25 protein-coding genes are annotated in these 19,487 nt (G+C 55.4%); 17 read left to right on the top strand and 8 right to left on the bottom strand.

Translation table 11 applies throughout. From position 1 onward, the window contains the following. Positions 1-253: 253 nt before the first annotated feature. The 4 genes from speA to L977_RS23415 form a co-directional block, all read right to left on the bottom strand. Positions 254-2,230, bottom strand: a complete 1,977-nt coding sequence (gene speA, locus L977_RS23035) for a biosynthetic arginine decarboxylase (RefSeq protein ID WP_014885182.1) — start codon at positions 2,228-2,230, stop codon at positions 254-256. Positions 2,231-2,238: 8 nt separating this feature from the next. Further along, positions 2,239-2,370: an acid stress response protein YqgB gene (gene yqgB / locus L977_RS24230; RefSeq protein ID WP_127312443.1), complete on the bottom strand. Its 132-nt coding sequence runs from the start codon at positions 2,368-2,370 to the stop codon at positions 2,239-2,241. A gap of 94 nt (positions 2,371-2,464) precedes the next feature. Next, positions 2,465-2,608, bottom strand: coding sequence for a hypothetical protein (locus L977_RS25325; RefSeq protein ID WP_418251728.1), 144 nt, complete (start codon positions 2,606-2,608; stop codon positions 2,465-2,467). Positions 2,609-2,676: 68 nt separating this feature from the next. Continuing rightward, on the bottom strand, positions 2,677-2,895 hold the full coding sequence (locus L977_RS23415) for a hypothetical protein (RefSeq protein ID WP_014885183.1): 219 nt from the start codon (positions 2,893-2,895) through the stop codon (positions 2,677-2,679). 138 nt (positions 2,896-3,033) lie between these two features. Here L977_RS23415 and metK point away from each other — a divergent pair, with 138 nt between their 5' ends. From metK to ruvX, 8 genes are all read left to right on the top strand, one after another. Further along, positions 3,034-4,188 carry a methionine adenosyltransferase gene (gene metK / locus L977_RS23030; RefSeq protein WP_014885184.1) on the top strand — a complete coding sequence of 385 codons (1,155 nt, stop codon included), beginning with the start codon at positions 3,034-3,036 and terminating at the stop codon, positions 4,186-4,188. 335 nt (positions 4,189-4,523) lie between these two features. Further along, positions 4,524-5,921 carry a galactose/proton symporter gene (gene galP / locus L977_RS23025; RefSeq protein ID WP_014885185.1) on the top strand — a complete coding sequence of 466 codons (1,398 nt, stop codon included), beginning with the start codon at positions 4,524-4,526 and terminating at the stop codon, positions 5,919-5,921. A gap of 58 nt (positions 5,922-5,979) precedes the next feature. Next, on the top strand, positions 5,980-6,477 hold the full coding sequence (locus L977_RS23020; protein ID WP_014885186.1) for a SprT family zinc-dependent metalloprotease: 498 nt from the start codon (positions 5,980-5,982) through the stop codon (positions 6,475-6,477). A 94-nt stretch (positions 6,478-6,571) separates the two neighbouring features. Further along, entirely contained in the window at positions 6,572-7,279 is a 708-nt protein-coding gene (gene endA / locus L977_RS23015) for a deoxyribonuclease I (RefSeq protein WP_023331276.1), read from the top strand. A gap of 51 nt (positions 7,280-7,330) precedes the next feature. After that, entirely contained in the window at positions 7,331-8,062 is a 732-nt protein-coding gene (gene rsmE / locus L977_RS23010; protein ID WP_014885188.1) for a 16S rRNA (uracil(1498)-N(3))-methyltransferase, read from the top strand. Positions 8,063-8,081: 19 nt separating this feature from the next. Beyond that, positions 8,082-9,029 (top strand): glutathione synthase, encoded by a 948-nt coding sequence (gene gshB / locus L977_RS23005; RefSeq protein ID WP_023331278.1) that lies wholly within the window; start codon positions 8,082-8,084, stop codon positions 9,027-9,029. Positions 9,030-9,103: 74 nt separating this feature from the next. Then, entirely contained in the window at positions 9,104-9,664 is a 561-nt protein-coding gene (locus tag L977_RS23000) for a YqgE/AlgH family protein (RefSeq protein WP_008499752.1), read from the top strand. Continuing rightward, positions 9,664-10,080, top strand: a complete 417-nt coding sequence (gene ruvX / locus L977_RS22995; RefSeq protein ID WP_006811925.1) for a Holliday junction resolvase RuvX — start codon at positions 9,664-9,666, stop codon at positions 10,078-10,080. Before L977_RS23000 ends, ruvX begins: the two co-directional genes overlap by 1 nt. 10 nt (positions 10,081-10,090) lie before the next feature. On the opposite strand, the gene L977_RS22990 is transcribed toward ruvX, so the two are convergent. After that, a complete protein-coding gene (locus L977_RS22990) occupies positions 10,091-11,071 on the bottom strand; it encodes a type IV pilus twitching motility protein PilT (RefSeq protein WP_047626995.1) in 981 nt (326 codons plus the stop codon). A gap of 17 nt (positions 11,072-11,088) precedes the next feature. Here L977_RS22990 and L977_RS22985 point away from each other — a divergent pair, with 17 nt between their 5' ends. From L977_RS22985 to L977_RS22960, 6 genes are all read left to right on the top strand, one after another. Beyond that, positions 11,089-11,790, top strand: coding sequence for a YggS family pyridoxal phosphate-dependent enzyme (locus L977_RS22985; RefSeq protein ID WP_014885191.1), 702 nt, complete (start codon positions 11,089-11,091; stop codon positions 11,788-11,790). A 21-nt stretch (positions 11,791-11,811) separates the two neighbouring features. After that, a complete protein-coding gene (locus tag L977_RS22980; RefSeq protein WP_014885192.1) occupies positions 11,812-12,378 on the top strand; it encodes a YggT family protein in 567 nt (188 codons plus the stop codon). Beyond that, positions 12,375-12,671, top strand: a complete 297-nt coding sequence (gene yggU / locus L977_RS22975) for a DUF167 family protein YggU (protein ID WP_014885193.1) — start codon at positions 12,375-12,377, stop codon at positions 12,669-12,671. Before L977_RS22980 ends, yggU begins: the two co-directional genes overlap by 4 nt. A gap of 3 nt (positions 12,672-12,674) precedes the next feature. Then, positions 12,675-13,268, top strand: a complete 594-nt coding sequence (locus tag L977_RS22970) for an XTP/dITP diphosphatase (protein ID WP_023331280.1) — start codon at positions 12,675-12,677, stop codon at positions 13,266-13,268. Further along, entirely contained in the window at positions 13,261-14,403 is a 1,143-nt protein-coding gene (gene hemW / locus L977_RS22965; protein WP_014885195.1) for a radical SAM family heme chaperone HemW, read from the top strand. Before L977_RS22970 ends, hemW begins: the two co-directional genes overlap by 8 nt. Before the next feature lie 63 nt (positions 14,404-14,466). Further along, positions 14,467-14,805 (top strand): endonuclease domain-containing protein, encoded by a 339-nt coding sequence (locus L977_RS22960; protein ID WP_023331282.1) that lies wholly within the window; start codon positions 14,467-14,469, stop codon positions 14,803-14,805. A gap of 81 nt (positions 14,806-14,886) precedes the next feature. On the opposite strand, the gene L977_RS22955 is transcribed toward L977_RS22960, so the two are convergent. The 3 genes from L977_RS22955 to trmB are packed head-to-tail and all read right to left on the bottom strand — an operon-like array spanning position 14,887 to position 16,706. Further along, on the bottom strand, positions 14,887-15,603 hold the full coding sequence (locus L977_RS22955) for a DUF2884 domain-containing protein (RefSeq protein WP_014885197.1): 717 nt from the start codon (positions 15,601-15,603) through the stop codon (positions 14,887-14,889). Between the two features lie 57 nt (positions 15,604-15,660). Then, positions 15,661-15,987, bottom strand: coding sequence for a YggL family protein (locus tag L977_RS22950; RefSeq protein ID WP_014885198.1), 327 nt, complete (start codon positions 15,985-15,987; stop codon positions 15,661-15,663). Beyond that, a complete protein-coding gene (gene trmB / locus L977_RS22945; protein WP_014885199.1) occupies positions 15,987-16,706 on the bottom strand; it encodes a tRNA (guanosine(46)-N7)-methyltransferase TrmB in 720 nt (239 codons plus the stop codon). Before trmB ends, L977_RS22950 begins: the two co-directional genes overlap by 1 nt. A gap of 144 nt (positions 16,707-16,850) precedes the next feature. Between trmB and mutY the strand changes: the two genes are divergently transcribed. The 3 genes from mutY (at position 16,851) to mltC (ending at position 19,403) form a co-directional block, all read left to right on the top strand. Continuing rightward, positions 16,851-17,903, top strand: a complete 1,053-nt coding sequence (gene mutY, locus L977_RS22940; protein WP_197061812.1) for an A/G-specific adenine glycosylase — start codon at positions 16,851-16,853, stop codon at positions 17,901-17,903. Between the two features lie 26 nt (positions 17,904-17,929). Beyond that, positions 17,930-18,202, top strand: a complete 273-nt coding sequence (locus L977_RS22935) for an oxidative damage protection protein (RefSeq protein ID WP_003862425.1) — start codon at positions 17,930-17,932, stop codon at positions 18,200-18,202. Positions 18,203-18,326: 124 nt separating this feature from the next. Next, positions 18,327-19,403 (top strand): membrane-bound lytic murein transglycosylase MltC, encoded by a 1,077-nt coding sequence (gene mltC / locus L977_RS22930; protein ID WP_047626993.1) that lies wholly within the window; start codon positions 18,327-18,329, stop codon positions 19,401-19,403. Positions 19,404-19,487: the final 84 nt, after the last annotated feature.

The raw sequence follows: 19,487 nt of genomic DNA, 5'->3' as shown, positions 1-19,487 counted from the left end.
GCATGGACATGCCGAAAACGCCTGAGCACAAGCAGTGGAACGGCGATATGAGCGCAACAGCCCAGCCGAAGCAGTGGCTGCCGCTAATGGCGGAAATGCCAATTAATATCTATGCGAAAGTGACCATTACGTTCCAGGACGAACAGCTGAGTTAAACGCCCTCTCCCCGTCGTTCACCGGCGGGGTTTTCATGTAGCCATAAAAAAGGGTCTGACCACGGTCAGACCCTTTTCATATTTAACTGGCGGAATAATTATTCGTCTTCGAGATAAGTATACCCGTACAGCCCCGCCTCAAACTCTTCCAGGAACTGCTGCTGCAATGCATCGTCGAGACCGGTGTTTTTCACCTGGTCGCGGAACTGGGTCAGCAGCGTTTTCGGATCGAGCTGAACGTATTCCAGCATGTCTGCCACGGTATCCCCCTCGTCAGACAGCTCAACTTCCACGCTGCCGTCAGGGAAGACAAACACGTCAACCGCTTCGGTATCACCGAACAGGTTGTGCATGTTGCCGAGGATCTCCTGGTACGCCCCGACCATAAAGAAGCCCAGCATCGGCGGGTTCTCCGGGTCGTACTCCGGCATTGGCATGGTGGTGGCGATACCGTCGCCGTCAACGTAATGGTCGATAGCACCGTCGGAGTCACAGGTGATGTCCAGCAGCACCGCGCGACGTTCCGGGGCGTGGTTCAGCCCTTCCAGCGGCAGAACGGGGAACAACTGGTCGATACCCCATGCATCCGGCATCGACTGGAACAGCGAGAAGTTGACGTAAATCTTATCCGCCATACGTTCCTGCAGCTCGTCGATAATCGGACGGTGCGCGCGGTTGCTCGGATCGAGCTGCTTCTGCACTTCATGGCACATGTTCAGATAAAGCTGCTCCGCCCACGCACGCTCCTGCAGGCTGAAGGTGCCTGACGAGTAGCCGACGTGAATATCGTGCAGATCCATCTGGCTGTCGTGCAGCCATTCGCGCAGGGAGCGACGCGTGCCCGGCTCGTGCATCTCCTGCCAGGTTTCCCACATGCTTTGCAGGGAACGCGGTGCATCATCCTGCGGCGGCGTCGCTTCGGAAATTTCGCTACGCTCAACGCCGATGATATTAGAGACCAGCACCGTATGGTGCGCGGTCACCGCGCGACCGGATTCGGTGATCACCGTCGGGTGCGGCAGGCCGTGCTCTTCACAGGCATCACCGATCGCCCAGATGATGTTATTGGCGTATTCATTCAGACCATAGTTCACCGAGCAGTCAGACTGCGAGCGGGTCCCTTCGTAGTCCACGCCCAGGCCACCGCCCACGTCGAAGCACTGAATATTCACGCCAAGCTTGTGCAGCTCAACGTAAAAACGGGCTGATTCACGCACGCCGGTGGCGATATCGCGAATATTGGCCATCTGCGAACCGAGGTGGAAGTGCAGGAGCTGAATGCTGTCCAGACGACCGCGCTCGCGCAAAATTTCCACCAGTTGCAGTACCTGGTTCGCCGCGAGGCCGAATTTGGATTTTTCACCGCCGGAGGACTGCCATTTACCGGAACCCTGAGACGCCAGACGCGCACGCACGCCGAGGCGTGGCACCACGTTAAGACGTTCAGCCTCTTCCAGCACGATCGCGATTTCAGTCATCTTCTCGATAACCAGATAGACCTTGTGGCCCATCTTCTCGCCAATCAGCGCCAGACGAATGTACTCACGGTCTTTGTAGCCGTTACAGACAATGACCGAACGGGTCATGCCCGCATGCGCCAGAACCGCCATCAGCTCCGCTTTGGAGCCGGCTTCGAGGCCCAGCGGCTCGCCGGAGTGGATAAGGGACTCAATCACGCGGCGGTGCTGGTTCACCTTAATCGGGTAAACCAGGAAGTAGTCGCCTTTATAGCCGTAGGATTCACGCGCGCGCTTGAAGGCGGCGTTAATAGAACGCAGGCGATGTTGCAGGATCTGCGGGAAGCAGAACAGTGCAGGCAAACGCTGGCCCTGTGCTTCACGGGCTTTCACCAGTTTGGCGAGGTCCACGCGCGCTTCAGGGACGTCCGGATCCGGGCAAACGCTGATGTGGCCCAGTTCGTTGACGTCGTAGTAGTTATTGCCCCACCAGGCAATATTGTATGTGCGCAGCATCTTGCTGGCTTCCTGGGAGCTCATCGCAACCTCCTGCATAGAACGTAGTACACCCTGTTCGCCCGCTGACGAAGGCGAAAAAGAAGACATGTCGTCAGACATAGCGAACCTCAACTCTTTGTATTAAGTGTAAAACAGTTGACTACTATCGCAGCGTTATACGGCGATAACAACCCATAAACGGCTCCGTTTCCCAGCAGAGTATGCTGAAATCCAGACCGTGCGACCGGTTTCTTATTCATATCATTGTAAAACACGTATCCGAACTCTGTATGACAAGGTTCGGCGAAACCACGAGAAAACTCTTGTATTAACAAGAGCGCCCTTGTTCAGTTTTCACACAGCCTGACCGGCCCTGGAATCCTGAGAAGCGCCGAGATGGGTATAACATCGGCAGGTTTGCAGACTAGAAATGCGGGTTGCGGGAATCAAATGCGCGCCAGAACGGCTGCGCTGAATTAGCGGAAAACGATGGTTCATTATCTCGTATCACCTCCACGGCCGCCTCTGCTGAAACGGACCCCAAGCCAAAGCTAAAAGTTCACTGCTTAACCCGGCTGGAAGTGGCGACTCGATGAGTTCATCGAGCGCTTATTTTGTATGAGCCGCGCGCCGCGTTTTATACCGAGAAGGGGGCTAAAAAGCAAAACAAAAATGCGTGGGTTGCCAGCGCCGTCAGGAAAAATTTCCAGCAGACATTTCAACGCCGTGAGAGATGAATCAAAAAAAACTGGAAATCGGGCGAAGAAGTGACCTAAAATAGCCATCCAGATGTTAATCCATCTATACTGATTAACACTCATACTGCCAGTGTCAAAAACCTGCAGGCCTTGGTAGAATTATCTCCTTTGGCTATTCCACACAGCAGCTTGAGCTAACCAAATTCCTCTTAGGTGAAATAAAACATGGCAAAACACCTGTTTACGTCCGAGTCCGTATCAGAAGGACATCCTGATAAAATTGCTGACCAAATCTCCGATGCGGTGCTGGATGCGATCCTGGCGCAGGATCCTAAAGCGCGCGTCGCGTGCGAAACCTACGTCAAAACTGGCATGGTTCTGGTTGGCGGTGAGATCACCACCAGCGCATGGGTTGATATCGAAGAGATCACCCGTAACACGGTGCGTGAAATCGGTTATGTGCATTCTGATATGGGCTTTGATGCCAATTCTTGCGCGGTGCTGAGCGCCATTGGCAAACAGTCTCCAGACATCAACCAGGGCGTTGACCGTGCCGATCCACTGGAACAGGGCGCGGGCGACCAGGGCCTGATGTTTGGCTACGCGACCAACGAAACCGACGTGCTGATGCCAGCCCCGGTCACCTACGCGCACCGTCTGGTACAGCGTCAGGCTGAAGTACGCAAAAACGGCACCCTGCCGTGGCTGCGCCCGGATGCAAAAAGCCAGGTCACCTTCCAGTACGATGACGGCAAAATCGTTGGCATCGATGCGGTGGTACTGTCTACCCAGCATTCCGAAGAGATTGACCAGAAATCCCTGCAAGAAGCAGTGATGGAAGAGATCATCAAGCCGGTTCTGCCGACCGAATGGCTGAGCTCTGCGACCAAATTCTTCATCAACCCAACCGGACGCTTTGTTATCGGCGGCCCAATGGGTGACTGCGGTCTGACCGGACGTAAAATCATCGTTGATACCTACGGCGGCATGGCACGTCACGGCGGCGGTGCGTTCTCTGGTAAAGATCCGTCTAAAGTTGACCGCTCTGCGGCATACGCGGCACGTTATGTTGCGAAAAACATCGTTGCTGCCGGCCTGGCTGACCGCTGTGAGATTCAGGTTTCTTACGCCATCGGCGTGGCTGAGCCAACCTCCATCATGGTTGAAACCTTCGGTACCGAGAAAGTGCCTTCAGAACAGCTGACCCTGCTGGTACGCGAGTTCTTCGACCTGCGTCCATACGGACTGATTCAGATGCTGGATCTCCTGCACCCAATCTACAAAGAAACCGCGGCATACGGTCACTTTGGTCGTGAACATTTCCCATGGGAAAAAACCGACAAAGCCGCCCTGCTGCGTGAAGCTGCCGGTCTGAAATAATCGACTGACAAGAGCGTTAAAAAAGCCAGCCTTTGTGCTGGCTTTTTTTATATTTGGAACCGCTTACACGCCAGTCCATGTACCTCGCTTTCGGAATAATCTCTTTGCGTGATGGCATTTCTTGTGCTGTTACATTTCCTTTCAGTTAAGTCTGAAATGTATTCTTTCGCGATGCATATCACCTCATTTACCTCTATATTTTCAAAGCTTTAATAATTTTTACGGTTACACACCAGTGTAACCGATTACACCAATGTGATTAATCTCACATATTTTTACGGGTCACTCACCTACCCTTAACATCAATAAAACTGATAACCCAACTGGAGGGCATAATGCCTGACAATAAAAAACAGGGGCGTACGTCCAACAAGGCGATGACATTCTTCGTCTGCTTCCTCGCCGCCCTGGCAGGTTTACTTTTTGGCCTGGATATCGGCGTGATTGCTGGCGCCCTTCCCTTCATCGCAGACGAATTCCAGATTAACGCGCATACCCAGGAATGGGTGGTCAGCTCGATGATGTTTGGCGCAGCGGTTGGTGCTGTCGGCAGCGGCTGGCTCTCCTTCAAGCTCGGACGTAAAAAGAGCCTAATGATTGGTGCCATTCTCTTCGTCGCCGGTTCACTCTTCTCTGCTGCCGCCCCTAACGTTGAAGTGCTTATTCTTTCCCGCGTACTGCTGGGGCTGGCCGTCGGCGTCGCGTCCTACACCGCCCCGCTCTATCTCTCTGAAATTGCGCCAGAGAAAATTCGCGGCAGTATGATTTCGATGTACCAATTGATGATCACCATCGGTATTCTCGGGGCTTATCTTTCCGATACCGCGTTCAGCTACAGCGGGGCATGGCGCTGGATGCTTGGCGTGATCATCATCCCGGCCATTTTGCTGCTGATTGGCGTCTTCTTCCTGCCGGACAGCCCACGCTGGTTTGCCGCAAAGCGCCGATTCCACGATGCCGAACGGGTGCTGCTGCGCCTGCGCGACACCAGTGCGGAGGCGAAAAACGAGCTGGAAGAGATCCGCGAAAGCCTGAAGGTGAAGCAGTCTGGCTGGGCGCTGTTTAAAGAGAACAGCAACTTCCGTCGCGCAGTATTCCTCGGCGTGCTGCTGCAGGTGATGCAACAGTTCACCGGGATGAACGTCATCATGTATTACGCGCCAAAAATCTTTGAGCTGGCGGGTTATACCAACACCACCGAGCAGATGTGGGGCACCGTCATCGTCGGCCTGACCAACGTGCTGGCGACCTTTATCGCGATCGGCCTGGTGGACCGTTGGGGACGTAAACCGACCCTGACGCTGGGCTTCCTGGTCATGGCGATCGGTATGGGCGTGCTGGGTACCATGATGCACGTCGGCATCCACTCCCCAACCGCACAGTATTTTGCGGTAGGCATGCTGCTGATGTTTATCGTCGGGTTCGCGATGAGCGCCGGTCCGCTGATTTGGGTACTGTGTTCTGAGATCCAGCCGCTGAAAGGGCGTGATTTTGGTATCACCTGCTCAACTGCAACCAACTGGATTGCCAACATGATCGTCGGCGCGACGTTCCTGACCATGCTCAATACCCTGGGCAATGCCAACACCTTCTGGGTCTACGCCGGTCTGAACATCTTCTTTATTGTGTTGACCATCTGGCTGGTTCCAGAAACCAAACATGTTTCACTGGAACATATTGAACGTAACCTGATGAAAGGTCGTCCACTGCGCGAAATCGGCGCACACGACTAATCCTCTTGCGGGAGGCGCCTCTTGCGCCTCCCCGCTTCGCGCTTTATGCTCTGCCCCTATGAAAGCTCCCCGTCTCCCCATCGCCCTTCAGCAAGCCGTTATGCGCAGCCTGCGGGAAAAACTCGCCCAGGCGAACCTGAAGCTCGGTCGGAATTACCCTGAACCGAAGCTCGTCTATCAGCAGCGTGGCACCGCGGCGGGTACTGCCTGGCTGGAATCGTATGAGATCCGCCTGAACCCGGTGTTGATGATGGAAAACCAGCAGGCGTTTATTGAGGAAGTGGTGCCGCATGAGCTGGCTCACCTCCTGGTGTGGAAACATTTTGGTCGCGTCGCGCCGCACGGAAAAGAGTGGAAGTGGATGATGGAGGCAGTACTGGGCGTTCCGGCGCGCAGAACTCATCAGTTCGAGCTGGAATCTGTACGTCGCAATACGTTCCCCTACCGCTGCCAGTGTCAGCAGCATCAGCTTACCGTCCGCCGCCATAATCGCGTGGTCCGCGGCGAAGCGACCTACCGCTGCGTCAAATGCGGCGAACCGCTTATTGCGGAGTAATCATTTGAACATTCAGGAACTTTCCTGATCTGACTGATTGCATACAGGAAAAACATTCGTTACGTTGCGGGCTCGTTTTGACACGGAGTGTAAGATGTCCCGTAATTTTTCTCTCGCGGTCGCCTTTCTGACGACAGCGTTCTCAGGCCATGCTCTGGCCGATGGTATCAACAGTTTTTCCCAGGCCAAGGCAGCAGGCGTGAAGGTGAACGCCGATGTGCCGGGCGATTTCTACTGCGGCTGTAAAATTAACTGGCAGGGTAAAAAAGGGGTCGTGGACCTGGAGTCCTGCGGCTATAAGGTGCGTAAAAACGAAAACCGCGCCAGCCGCATCGAATGGGAGCATGTCGTTCCGGCATGGCAGTTTGGCCACCTGCGCCAGTGCTGGCAGGATGGCGGTCGTAAAAACTGTTCTAAAGATCCTGTCTACCGCCAGATGGAAAGCGATATGCATAACCTGCAGCCTGCCGTGGGTGAAGTGAACGGTGACCGCGGCAACTTTATGTACAGCCAGTGGAACGGTGGCGAAGGCCAATATGGCCAGTGCGGCATGAAGGTGGATTTTAAAGAAAAAGTCGCCGAGCCGCCTGCCCGCGCGCGCGGCAGCATCGCCCGCACCTACTTCTACATGCGTGACCGCTACGACCTCAACCTCTCCCGTCAGCAGACGCAGCTGTTCAATGCGTGGGATAAGCAATATCCGGTGACGGAGTGGGAATGTCAGCGCGACGAACGCATCGCCAGAGTCCAGGGGAATCATAACCCGTACGTCCAGCGGGCTTGCCAGGCGCAAAAGAGCTAACCTACACTACGGCAATTCGCTTATCTCGCATGACATATGGAATTTTTGACTATGCGCATTCCTCGCATTTACCACCCTGAACTGATTACCGCAGGTCGCGAAATCGCCCTGTCTGACGACGCCGCCAACCACGTTGGCCGCGTGCTGCGCATGGGGGCTGGGCAGGCAATACAGCTTTTCGACGGCTCTAATCAGGTTTTCGAGGCGGAAATCACCCGGGCGGATAAAAAAAGCGTGCATGTGAATGTGTTGCGCGGTGAAGTGGACGATCGTGAATCGCCGCTGCACATCCACCTGGGCCAGGTCATGTCCCGCGGGGAAAAGATGGAATTCACCATTCAAAAATCCATTGAGCTGGGTGTAAGCCTCATTACGCCACTTTTTTCCGAGCGCTGTGGCGTTAAACTGGATGCGGAACGTCTGAACAAAAAGATCCAGCAGTGGCAGAAAATTGCCATTGCGGCGTGTGAACAGAGCGGCCGCAACCGCATACCGGAGATCCGCCCGGCAATGGACCTGGAGGACTGGTGTGCCGAAGAGGAGAGCGGACTGAAGCTCAATCTTCATCCGCGCGCCAGCGCCAGCATTAATACGCTGCCGCTGCCCGTTGAACGTGTACGCCTGCTGATTGGCCCCGAAGGCGGCCTGTCGGCGGACGAAATTGCGATGACGGCGCGTTACCAGTTTACTGATATTCTGTTGGGACCTCGCGTTCTGCGCACTGAGACAACGGCACTCACGGCCATTACCGCGCTACAGGTACGGTTTGGCGATCTGGGTTGAAGTATAAACGGAGAAGAACATGATTAAGCTCGGCATCGTGATGGACCCCATCGCAAACATTAACATCAAGAAAGATTCCAGCTTCGCTATGTTGCTGGAAGCGCAGCGTCGCGGCTATGAGCTCCACTATATGGAGATGAACGATCTTTACCTGATCAACGGTGAAGCCCGCGCGCGTACCCGCATCGTTAACGTCGAGCAGAACTACGACAAATGGTACGAGTTTGGCACCGAGCAGGATATTGCCCTGGCCGATCTCAACGTTATTCTGATGCGTAAAGATCCGCCGTTCGACACCGAATACATCTACTCCACCTATATCCTTGAGCGTGCCGAAGAGAAAGGGACGCTGATCGTCAATAAGCCGCAGAGCCTGCGCGACTGCAACGAGAAGCTTTATACCGCCTGGTTCTCAGACCTGACGCCTGAAACGCTGGTGACCCGCAGCAAAGCTCAGCTGAAGGAGTTCTGGCAAAAACACGGCGATATCATCATGAAGCCGCTGGACGGCATGGGCGGCGCGTCTATTTTCCGCGTGAAGGAAGGCGACCCGAACATTGGCGTGATTGCCGAAACCCTGACCGAACTGGGTACCCGCTACTGCATGGCCCAGAACTATCTGCCCGCCATTAAAGATGGCGACAAACGCGTTCTGGTCGTGGATGGCGAACCCGTACCTTACTGCCTGGCACGTATCCCACAGGGTGGCGAAACGCGCGGTAACCTGGCGGCCGGTGGACGCGGTGAGCCGCGCCCGTTGACAGAAAGCGACTGGGAAATTGCCCGCCGCGTTGGCCCAACGCTTAAAGCCAAAGGCCTGATCTTTGTTGGCTTGGACATTATTGGCGATCGCCTGACGGAAGTGAACGTCACCAGCCCAACCTGCATTCGCGAAATCGAAGCGGAGTTCCCGATCTCGATCACCGGAATGCTGATGGACGCTATCGAAAAACGTTTACAGAAATAATCTGTGACAGCGCCCGGCTTTATCCCCATACTGGGCGCTGTCGCTTTTTAAACCAGGAAACAGTACCTCTGACAATGAATTTACAGCATCACTTTCTTATTGCCATGCCTGCTCTCCAGGATCCGATTTTTCGCCGCGCCGTGGTTTATATTTGTGAATACAATGAAGACGGCGCGATGGGCATTATCATCAATAAGCCGCTGGAAAACCTGCAGGTTGAAGGGATTCTGGACAAGCTGAAAATCCCGGCTGAAGCGCGACTGCCGGAGATCCGGCTTGATAAACCGGTGATGCTGGGTGGACCACTTGCAGAAGATCGCGGCTTTATCCTTCATACCCCGCCGGTATTCTCTTCCAGTATCCGCATCTCCGATAACACCGTGATCACCACCTCGCGCGACGTTCTCGAAACGCTGGGTACCGCAGAACAGCCTTCCGAAGTGCTGGTGGCGCTGGGTTACTCGTCGTGGGAGAAAGGCCAGCTTGAGCAGGAAATCCTCGATAACGCCTGGCTTACCGCACCAGCGGACATGAATATTCTGTTTAAAACCCCGATAGCCGATCGCTGGCGCGATGCGGCAAAACTGATTGGCATTGATATTCTGACCATGCCTGGTGTCGCGGGGCACGCCTGATGAGCGGAACACTTTTGGCCTTTGATTTTGGTACCAAAAGCATTGGCGTCGCTGTGGGTCAGCGCATCACCGGTACCGCGCGTCCACTCACGGCCCTGAAGGCCAACGACGGCACGCCTGACTGGAATCTTATCGAACGTCTGCTGAAAGAATGGCAACCGGATGATGTTATCGTTGGGCTGCCGCTGAATATGGACGGCACCGAACAACCCCTTACCGCCCGCGCACGTAAGTTCGCCAATAAAATCCATGGCCGCTTTGGCGTCTCCGTGAAGCTTCACGACGAGCGTCTTAGCACCGTCGAAGCGCGTGCTGGCCTGTTTGAGCACGGCGGCTTCCGGGCGCTCAACAAAGGCAGCGTAGACTCCGCCTCTGCCGTCATCATCCTCGAAAGCTATTTCGAACAGGGCTATTAATCTCAGGGGCCTATAGCCGCCCCTGCACCCGTCTCTCCGCCACGCTTTGATCAAAGTTCTGCATTCCCGCCTGCTGGCCTGTTTGAATGATACCGGGCAGTTGCCACGTTTTTCCTTCACGAATCAGATTTGCCGCCGCCGGGGTATTCACCAGCAGTTCATACAGCGCGACACGCCCACCCTGCAGGTCGGGAAGCAGCCTCTGTGCCAGCACCGCACGCAGGCTACCGGCCAGCTGGTTACGTACCGGGTCTTTCTCCTGCGCCGGGAAGGTGTCCACCAGCCGCTCAATGGCCTGCGAGGCACCCCGCGTATGCAGTGTCGCCAGCACCAGATGCCCGGTCTCCGCCGCCGTCAACGCGAGACGGATCGTCTCTGCATCACGCAGCTCCCCCAGCAAAATCACATCTGGATCCTCGCGTAACGCTCCGCGCAGCGCCTCGACAAAAGACGGGCAGTGCTGACCTATTTCCCGCTGCTGAATCAGGCAGCGTTCGCTCCGGTACAGATACTCCACCGGATCTTCAAGCGTGAGGATATGCCCGTCAGTATGGTGGTTGAGGAAATCGACCATCGCCGCCAGAGTGGTAGATTTGCCGCTGCCGGTCGCCCCCGTCACCAGAATCAACCCGTTGTCACTGGATAACAGTTCCGGAATGGCACGCGGCACGCCCAGCAAAGAGAGTGGCGAACAGGTGCGTGGCAGCAACCGCAGGGCGATGGACACCCCGTTAATCTGCTTAAACGCACTCCCGCGCAGACGCTGGCCTTCTGCCACCGTCACGGCAAAATCGACCTGACCGTGAGCCCACCAGCTTCCCTGCTGCTCATCATTGAGCCACGCTTTTAATAACGCTCCGACATCTGGCGGCGGAAACGGCGCGGGTTCAAGGCGTCCTGACCGGCGCCAGCGGGGTGGCGAATCACTGCACAGGTGTAGATCGGAGACGTTATGCTTTACACTAAGGGCCACCATTTCTTCCACATCCATAGACTACTCCTCGGAAAATGAACGACATTGCGCATAACCTGGCACAGGTCCGGGACAAAATCTCAGCTGCCGCAACGCGTTGCGGCCGTGCTTCAGAAGAAATTACGCTCCTTGCAGTCAGCAAAACCAAGCCTGCGAGCGCCATCGCAGAAGCGATTGATGCAGGCCAGCGCGCATTTGGTGAGAACTACGTGCAGGAAGGCGTGGATAAAATTCGCGACTTCCGGGAAAAGGGGAATACGGATCTTCAGTGGCACTTTATTGGTCCACTGCAGTCGAACAAAAGCCGTCTGGTGGCAGAGCACTTCGACTGGTGCCATACGATTGACCGTCTGCGCATTGCCACACGCCTGAACGAACAACGCCCGGCAGAGATGCCAGCGCTTAACGTGCTGATACAAATCAACATCAGCGACGAAAACAGCAAGTCTGGCATTGCGCTAAGCGAGCTGGATGCGCTGGCCGCAGACGTGGCCGCCCTGCCACGCTTAACCCTGCGTGGGCTGATGGCTATTCCGGCGCCAGAGTCAAGTTATGAAAGGCAGTTTGCCGTGGCACAGCAAATGGCTGTAGCATTTGAGGCGCTTAAAGCGCGCTACAACACGGTAGACACGCTTTCTCTGGGCATGTCGGATGATATGGAAGCCGCCATCGCGGCAGGCAGCACTATGGTGCGCATCGGTACCGCCATTTTCGGTGCGCGCGACTACTCCAAATAATAAGGAAACCTGAGGAACGCCATGAAGACGTTGACTTTCCTGCTCTCAACGGTCATTGAGCTGTATACGATGGCGCTTTTGCTGCGCGTCTGGATGCAGTGGGCCCGTTGTGATTTTTACAATCCGTTCTCCCAGTTTGTCGTGAAAATCACGCAACCTATTGTCGGGCCCCTGCGCCGCATTATCCCGGCCATGGGTCCCATCGACAGCGCTTCGCTGCTGGTAGCGTTTATTCTTAGCGTTATCAAAGCCATCGTGCTGTTTATGGTCATCACCTTCCAGCCGATTATCTGGATTGCCGCCGTGCTGATTCTGATCAAAACCGTCGGTCTGCTGATTTTCTGGGTGCTGCTGGTGATGGCCATCATGAGCTGGGTGAGCCAGGGGCGTAGCCCGGTAGAGTATGCCCTGATTCAGTTGGCCGAGCCGCTGCTGCGTCCGATCCGTAACTTACTTCCCTCTATGGGCGGCATCGACTTCTCCCCGATGATTCTGGTTCTGCTGCTCTATGTGATCAACATGGGGATCGCTGAACTGCTGCAGTCTACGGGCGACATGCTGTTGCCGGGGCTGTGGATGGCGCTATGAGTGCCGTAAGCACCTGCGCTGACGGGCTGGTTTTGCGGCTGTATATTCAGCCGAAAGCCAGCCGTGACAGTATTGTTGGACTGCATGGCGACGAGTTAAAAGTCGCCATCACCGCCCCGCCGGTTGACGGTCAGGCAAACGCGCATCTGACCAAATATCTGGCAAAACAGTTTCGCGTGGCCAAAAGCCAGGTCATCATTGAAAAAGGCGAACTGGGGCGGCATAAACAGGTAAAAATCCTCAACCCGCAATCCATCCCGACGGAAGTCGCGGCTTTGACAGAACAGGACTAAACCATGCAGAAAGTTGTTCTCGCGACCGGCAACGCCGGTAAAGTGCGCGAGTTGGCCTCGCTATTAAATGATTTTGGGCTGGATGTGGTCGCTCAGACCGATCTTGGCGTAGATTCTGCCGAAGAGACGGGGCTGACGTTTATTGAAAACGCGATCCTGAAAGCACGCCATGCCGCGCAGATTACCGGTCTGCCCGCCATTGCCGATGACTCCGGTCTGGCCGTCGATTTTCTTGGCGGCGCGCCGGGGATTTACTCTGCTCGTTATTCCGGTGTTGATGCAACCGACCAGCAGAATCTGGAAAAGCTGCTTGTTGCCCTGAAAGACGTACCGGACGAACAGCGGACCGCACAGTTCCACTGCGTGCTGGTCTATCTGCGTCACGCAGAGGACCCGACGCCGATCGTCTGCCACGGTAGCTGGCCGGGCGTGATTACCCGTGAAGCTGCGGGCAACGGCGGTTTTGGCTACGACCCGATTTTCTTTGTCCCGTCCGAGGGCAAAACCGCAGCGGAACTGACCCGCGAAGAGAAAAGCGCGATTTCCCACCGTGGGCGCGCACTGAAACTGTTACTGGAAGCACTGCGTAATGGCTAATTTGCCACCTCTGAGTCTTTATATTCACATCCCGTGGTGCGTGCAGAAATGCCCGTACTGCGATTTCAACTCGCACGCGCTGAAAGGTGAAGTACCGCACGATGACTACGTTGCGCATCTGCTGGCTGACCTGGACGCCGATGTACCTTACGCACAGGGACGTGAAGTTAAGACCATTTTCATTGGTGGCGGTACGCCGAGCCTGCTGTCAGGCCCGGCGATGCAGACGCTGCTGGACGGCGTGCGTGCGCGCCTGAACCTGGCCGCGGATGCTGAAATTACGATGGAAGCCAACCCCGGTACCGTTGAGGCCGATCGTTTTGTCGAGTATCAGCGTGCTGGCGTGAACCGTATTTCCATCGGCGTGCAGAGCTTTAGCGAGCCAAAACTGAAGCGCCTGGGGCGCATTCACGGCCCTGAGGAAGCAAAGCGTGCGGCAAACCTGGCGACAGGACTGGGTCTGCGCAGCTTTAACCTCGATTTGATGCACGGCCTGCCGGACCAGTCGCTCGACGAAGCGCTGGACGATCTGCGCCAGGCGATTGAACTTAACCCGCCGCATCTGTCCTGGTATCAGCTCACCATTGAACCCAACACGCTGTTTGGTTCCCGTCCTCCGGTTCTGCCGGATGACGACGCGCTGTGGGATATTTTCGAGCAGGGCCACCAGTTGTTAACCGCTGCGGGGTATCAGCAGTACGAGACGTCTGCGTATGCGAAACCGGGGTATCAGTGTCAGCACAACCTGAACTACTGGCGTTTTGGCGACTACCTGGGAATTGGCTGCGGCGCGCACGGTAAGGTGACTTTCCCGGACGGTCGCATTCTGCGTACCGCCAAAACCCGCCACCCGCGAGGGTATATGGAAGGCCGTTATCTCGAGCGCCAGCACGACGTTGAGGCGGCGGATAAACCGTTTGAGTTCTTTATGAACCGCTTCCGCCTGCTGGAAGCCGCGCCGCGCGCGGAATTTGCGCGTTACACCGGTCTGCCGGAGTCAGTGATTCGTCCTCAGATTGACGAGGCGCTGGCGCAGGGGTATCTGACTGAGTGTGAAGATTACTGGCAGATCACCGAGCACGGCAAACTGTTCTTAAATTCCCTTCTTGAGCTGTTCCTCGCCGACGATTCCTGAAGGCTAATTCAGGTTTTTGCATCCCGTTCTGCCAGCTGAGGGAAAGGCTGGCAGAGTGTGGGGATGGAAAACTCAAAACAACTTCGCAAACAAATGACGCCCGAAGAATTTCGCCTCTGGTATTTGCTCAGAGGTCGTCGGTTCTTTGGCTATAAGTTTCGCCGCCAGATGCCGATTGGGCCGTATGTTGCAGATTTTGCCTGTTTTAAGGCGAAATTGATTATTGAGCTCGACGGAGGGCAACATCAAAGCAAAGAGAAATACGATTCACGTCGTACAGAGTTTTTGCATACAAATGGCTGGGAAGTCGTGCGATTCTGGAACAATGAATTTACTTCTCAGGAAGAGGAAGTGCTGACGGTTATACTTCAAAAATTGCAGAGCCTGATGCCCTCACCCTAACCCTCTCCCACAGGGAGAGGGAACGTTTACACTCTCTCCCCTGGGGAGAGGGCCGGGGTGAGGGGCCCAGCGCACAGAGGATTACTTCAACGTCCCCACCAGCGCCTTCCGGCTATCTTCCAGCGACACCACGCGTTTACACACGTCTTTGCCGAACTGCTGGAAATCATCTTCCTGGTTCTTCCACTCGTTCTGAATTGAGGTCTGCAAGCCACCCAGGCTGCCCAGCACGCCCTGCAGCGGGTTACCGCCGCCCTTCAGGACCGCTTTAGCCCCCATCTCGTTGATGCTGTCCTGCAGAATGCCGCCCATCGCCTGGTTCACCAGCTGCTGTCCGTCAGCACGGACCTGATCAATCGCCTTGTAGTGGAACGTCAGGCCATCAGAGCGCGTCTCGATAATCCGGTTCATCTGCTCTTTGAGCTGCTTATCGAGCTTCGTCAGGCGGGAGCGCATATTGCTGCTCTCCCCCACCTCTTTGGTAATGATCTTATCCAGTGCAACACGGCTCTTTTCGACGCGCGTCAGGGCACCTTCATTAATCCATGGCAGCGCGGTACGCAAATCGGCCTGATAGTCTTTCGCCTGCTCACGCTGTGCGGCTGTCAGATTGTACTCTTTGCCGTTAAAGGTGACGTTCCCTTGCGGCGTAATCACCAGATTGCCGTTCTCGCCTTTGACCTGCACGGTTTGCGGGCTTAACACCACGTCATCACGCGGGGTGACGCTACATTTATACTCCGCATGGGCGGTGAATCCGGTTGCCATCAAAGCAACAGCCAGCAACGTTTTGCGCATCTTAAACACTCCCTCAGACAAAATGGGCCAGCTAATGCTGGCCCCGTACTTGCTTTATTAGTCCCACCAAACGTCGAAAAGTTCGCTGACGCGGACATCTTCCAGCTTGTGGTCTTCAAGCCATTTACGAACCAGCGCCTGATGTTCTTCGGTGCATTTACCCACTTCCTGGGTGCAGATCAGACCTTCCCACGCCAGGTAACCGCTACCGTCGAAGGCCAGCTTGTTGGGCTCAATCACGTCGTTGATGAAGGCATCCACGTCCTGATCGATCTGTTCTACACTGGTGCCTTCCGGGAAACGCCACGCAACGGAGAAACCCACTTCCTGGAATTCTTCGATGTGCATTTTTTTACGCAGACGACGGCTACGATTCTTTGCCATTATTTCACCCTCTCGAACATTAAGTCCCATACACCGTGACCAAGACGATGGCCACGCTGTTCAAATTTCGTTACCGGACGTGAATCCGGACGCGGAACATAGTCGTTGCTTTCAGACTGGTTTTTATACCCGTCCAGAGACGACATCACTTCCAGCATATGTTCCGCATAAGGTTCCCAGTCGGTCGCCATATGGAAGACGCCGCCCAGTTTCAGCTTGCTTTTCACCAGCTCGGCAAACGGTGCCTGAACGATACGGCGTTTATTATGACGTGCTTTGTGCCACGGGTCAGGGAAAAAGAGCTGAACCATGGTTAAAGAATTGTCAGGAATCATTTTGTGCAGCACTTCCACCGCGTCATGACACATGACGCGCAGGTTCTCTACACCCTCTTCATGGGCAGTTGCGAGACACGCGCCGACGCCCGGGGAGTGCACTTCAATACCGAGGAAGTTCTGCTCCGGGCGAGCTTGCGCCATGGTCACCAGAGAGGTGCCCATACCAAAACCAATCTCCAGCGTGACTGGCGCTTCGCGGCCAAACAGCCCGGCAAAGTCCAGCGGCTGCTCGCTGAACTCAACGCCCATCACCGGCCAGTAGTTGTCCAGCGCATGTTGCTGCCCTTTTGTCAGGCGGCCCTGACGACGGACAAAGCTGCGAATACGGCGCAGCGGGCGACCGTTTTCATCAAATTCCGGTGAAATGACGTCGTTTTTCATAAAAGAGTTGTCTGCTTGTGAGAATGTTCGGGAAACGGGCATTATCCAAAGTTAAGGCGTCTATGCAAGCATGGGAAAGATCCGGTTTACAGCAGATTGACGCTGTGCTGCAATCTGCGTCCCTGATTATGTGAATCGATGACCATGCAAGCCTCTCAATTTTCAGCCCAGGTGCTGGACTGGTACGACAAATACGGGCGTAAAACCCTGCCCTGGCAAATTGAAAAAACGCCTTACAAAGTATGGCTCTCCGAAGTGATGTTGCAACAAACGCAGGTCGCCACGGTGATCCCATACTTTGAGCGTTTTATGGCACGCTTCCCGACGGTAACAGACCTGGCGAATGCCCCGCTGGACGAGGTATTGCACCTGTGGACAGGCCTGGGCTATTACGCCCGCGCGCGTAATCTGCACAAGGCCGCGCAGCAGGTCGCCACGCGCCACAACGGTAAATTCCCGGAAACTTTCGATGAAGTGGCAGATTTACCCGGCGTCGGGCGTTCAACGGCGGGAGCCATTCTCTCTCTCTCTTTGGGTAAGCATTTCCCGATCCTCGACGGCAACGTGAAGCGCGTGCTGGCACGTTGCTATGCCGTGGACGGCTGGCCCGGTAAAAAAGAGGTTGAGAAACGTCTGTGGGAGATCAGTGAAGCGGTTACCCCGGGCAACGGCGTCGAACGTTTTAACCAGGCGATGATGGATCTGGGTGCGATGGTTTGCACGCGCTCAAAACCCAAGTGCGAACTCTGCCCGCTCAATACTCTCTGCGTGGCCTACGCTAACCATTCGTGGTCGCAATACCCGGGGAAAAAACCGAAGCAGACGCTACCGGAGCGCACCGGTTACATGCTGCTGATGCAGCACGGCGACGAGGTGTTCCTGGCCCAGCGTCCACCGAGCGGCCTGTGGGGCGGTCTATACTGCTTCCCACAGTTTGAAGATGAAGATTTGCTGCGTGAATGGCTTAAACAGCGCGGTATTGCTGCCGATAACCTGACGCAGCTGACCGCGTTTCGCCATACCTTCAGCCATTTCCACCTGGATATTGTGCCGATGTGGCTTCCCGTGTCCTCATTTGCCTCGTGCATGGATGAAGGCACCGCTCTCTGGTATAACTTAGCGCAACCGCCATCAGTCGGGCTGGCGGCTCCCGTGGAGCGCCTGTTACAGCAATTACGTGCCGGTGCAATGGTTTAGCATCGACAATAAAAAGAGGAATGAGTATGGCCAGAACGATTTTTTGTACTTTCCTGCAGCGTGACGCTGAAGGCCAGGATTTCCAGCTTTATCCGGGTGATCTGGGTAAACGCATTTATAACGAGATCTCCAAAGAAGCCTGGGGACAGTGGCAGAAAAAGCAGACCATGCTGATTAACGAGAAAAAGCTCAGCATGATGAACCCGGAACACCGCAAGCTGCTGGAACAGGAGATGGTGAACTTCCTGTTTGAAGGCAAAGACGTGCATATCGAAGGCTATACGCCTCCAGAAAAATAATATTGAGCGGCTGTTGCCGGGTGGCGCTGCGCTTACCCGGCCTACAAAACCGTAGGCCCGTGCAAGCGAAGCGCCGCCGGGCAATAGCAACGACTAAGCAAACACAACACGCACGCCCGGAATGATGAAAAAACTTTTAGCGCTAGCCCTTGTTGCGCCGTTGCTGGTCTCCTGTTCGTCAAAAAAAGGCGATGATTACAACGAAGCCTGGATCAAGGACACCAACGGTTTTGACATTTTGATGGGGCAGTTTGCCCACAACATCGAGAACATATGGGGATTTAACGAAGTTCTTATTGCCGGACCGAAGGACTACGTTAAGTACACCGACGCCTATCTGACCCGTAGCCACATCAACTTTGATGAGGGTACGATCACCATTGAAACCATCGCGGGTACTGACCCTGCGGCACGACTGCGTCAGGCGATTATCAAAACCCTGCTGATGGGTGACGACCCGGGATCTATCGATCTCTACTCCGATGCCGACGATATCACCATCTCGAAAGAGCCGTTCCTGTACGGTCAGGTCGTCGATCAGACCGGTCAGCCGATCCGCTGGGAAGGCCGCGCCACGAAATTTGCCGACTACCTGCTGCAGACGCGCCTGAAGAGCCGCTCTAACGGCCTGAAGATAATTTATAGCGTCACCATCAGCCTCGTCCCGAACCACCTCGACAAGCGTGCGCATAAGTATCTTGGCATGGTGCGTCAGGCCTCGCGTAAATACGGCGTGGATGAGTCGCTAATCCTGGCGATTATGCAGACCGAATCCTCGTTTAACCCGTATGCGGTAAGCCGTTCCGATGCCCTGGGGCTGATGCAGGTTGTGCAGCACAGCGCCGGTAAAGACGTCTTCCGCGCGCAGGGTAAATCCGGCACGCCGAGCCGCAGCTATCTGTTCGACCCGCAGAGCAACATTGATACCGGCACGGCCTATCTGGCGATGCTGAACAATGTTTATCTCGGCGGCATCGATAACCCGACCTCGCGCCGCTATGCCGTAATCACCGCCTATAACGGCGGCGCGGGCAGCGTGCTGCGCGTCTTCTCGAACGACAAAGTGCAGGCCGCAAACATCATCAACAGCATGGCGCCGGGGGATGTTTACTCAACCCTCACCACCCGCCACCCATCAGCGGAGTCCCGCCGCTATCTGTATAAGGTCAATACGGCGCAGAAGAACTATCGTCGTCGATAATCAACACACCTTCTCCTGCAAGGAGAAGGTGTTCTGCTTTCCCTCTCCCCGTGGGAGAGGGTCAGGGTGAGGGCATCAGGCCGC

The organism is Enterobacter sp. ZOR0014 (genome assembly GCF_000798855.1).
Lineage (GTDB): Bacteria > Pseudomonadota > Gammaproteobacteria > Enterobacterales > Enterobacteriaceae > Enterobacter > Enterobacter kobei.
This window is presented reverse-complemented; position numbering and strand designations above follow the sequence as displayed.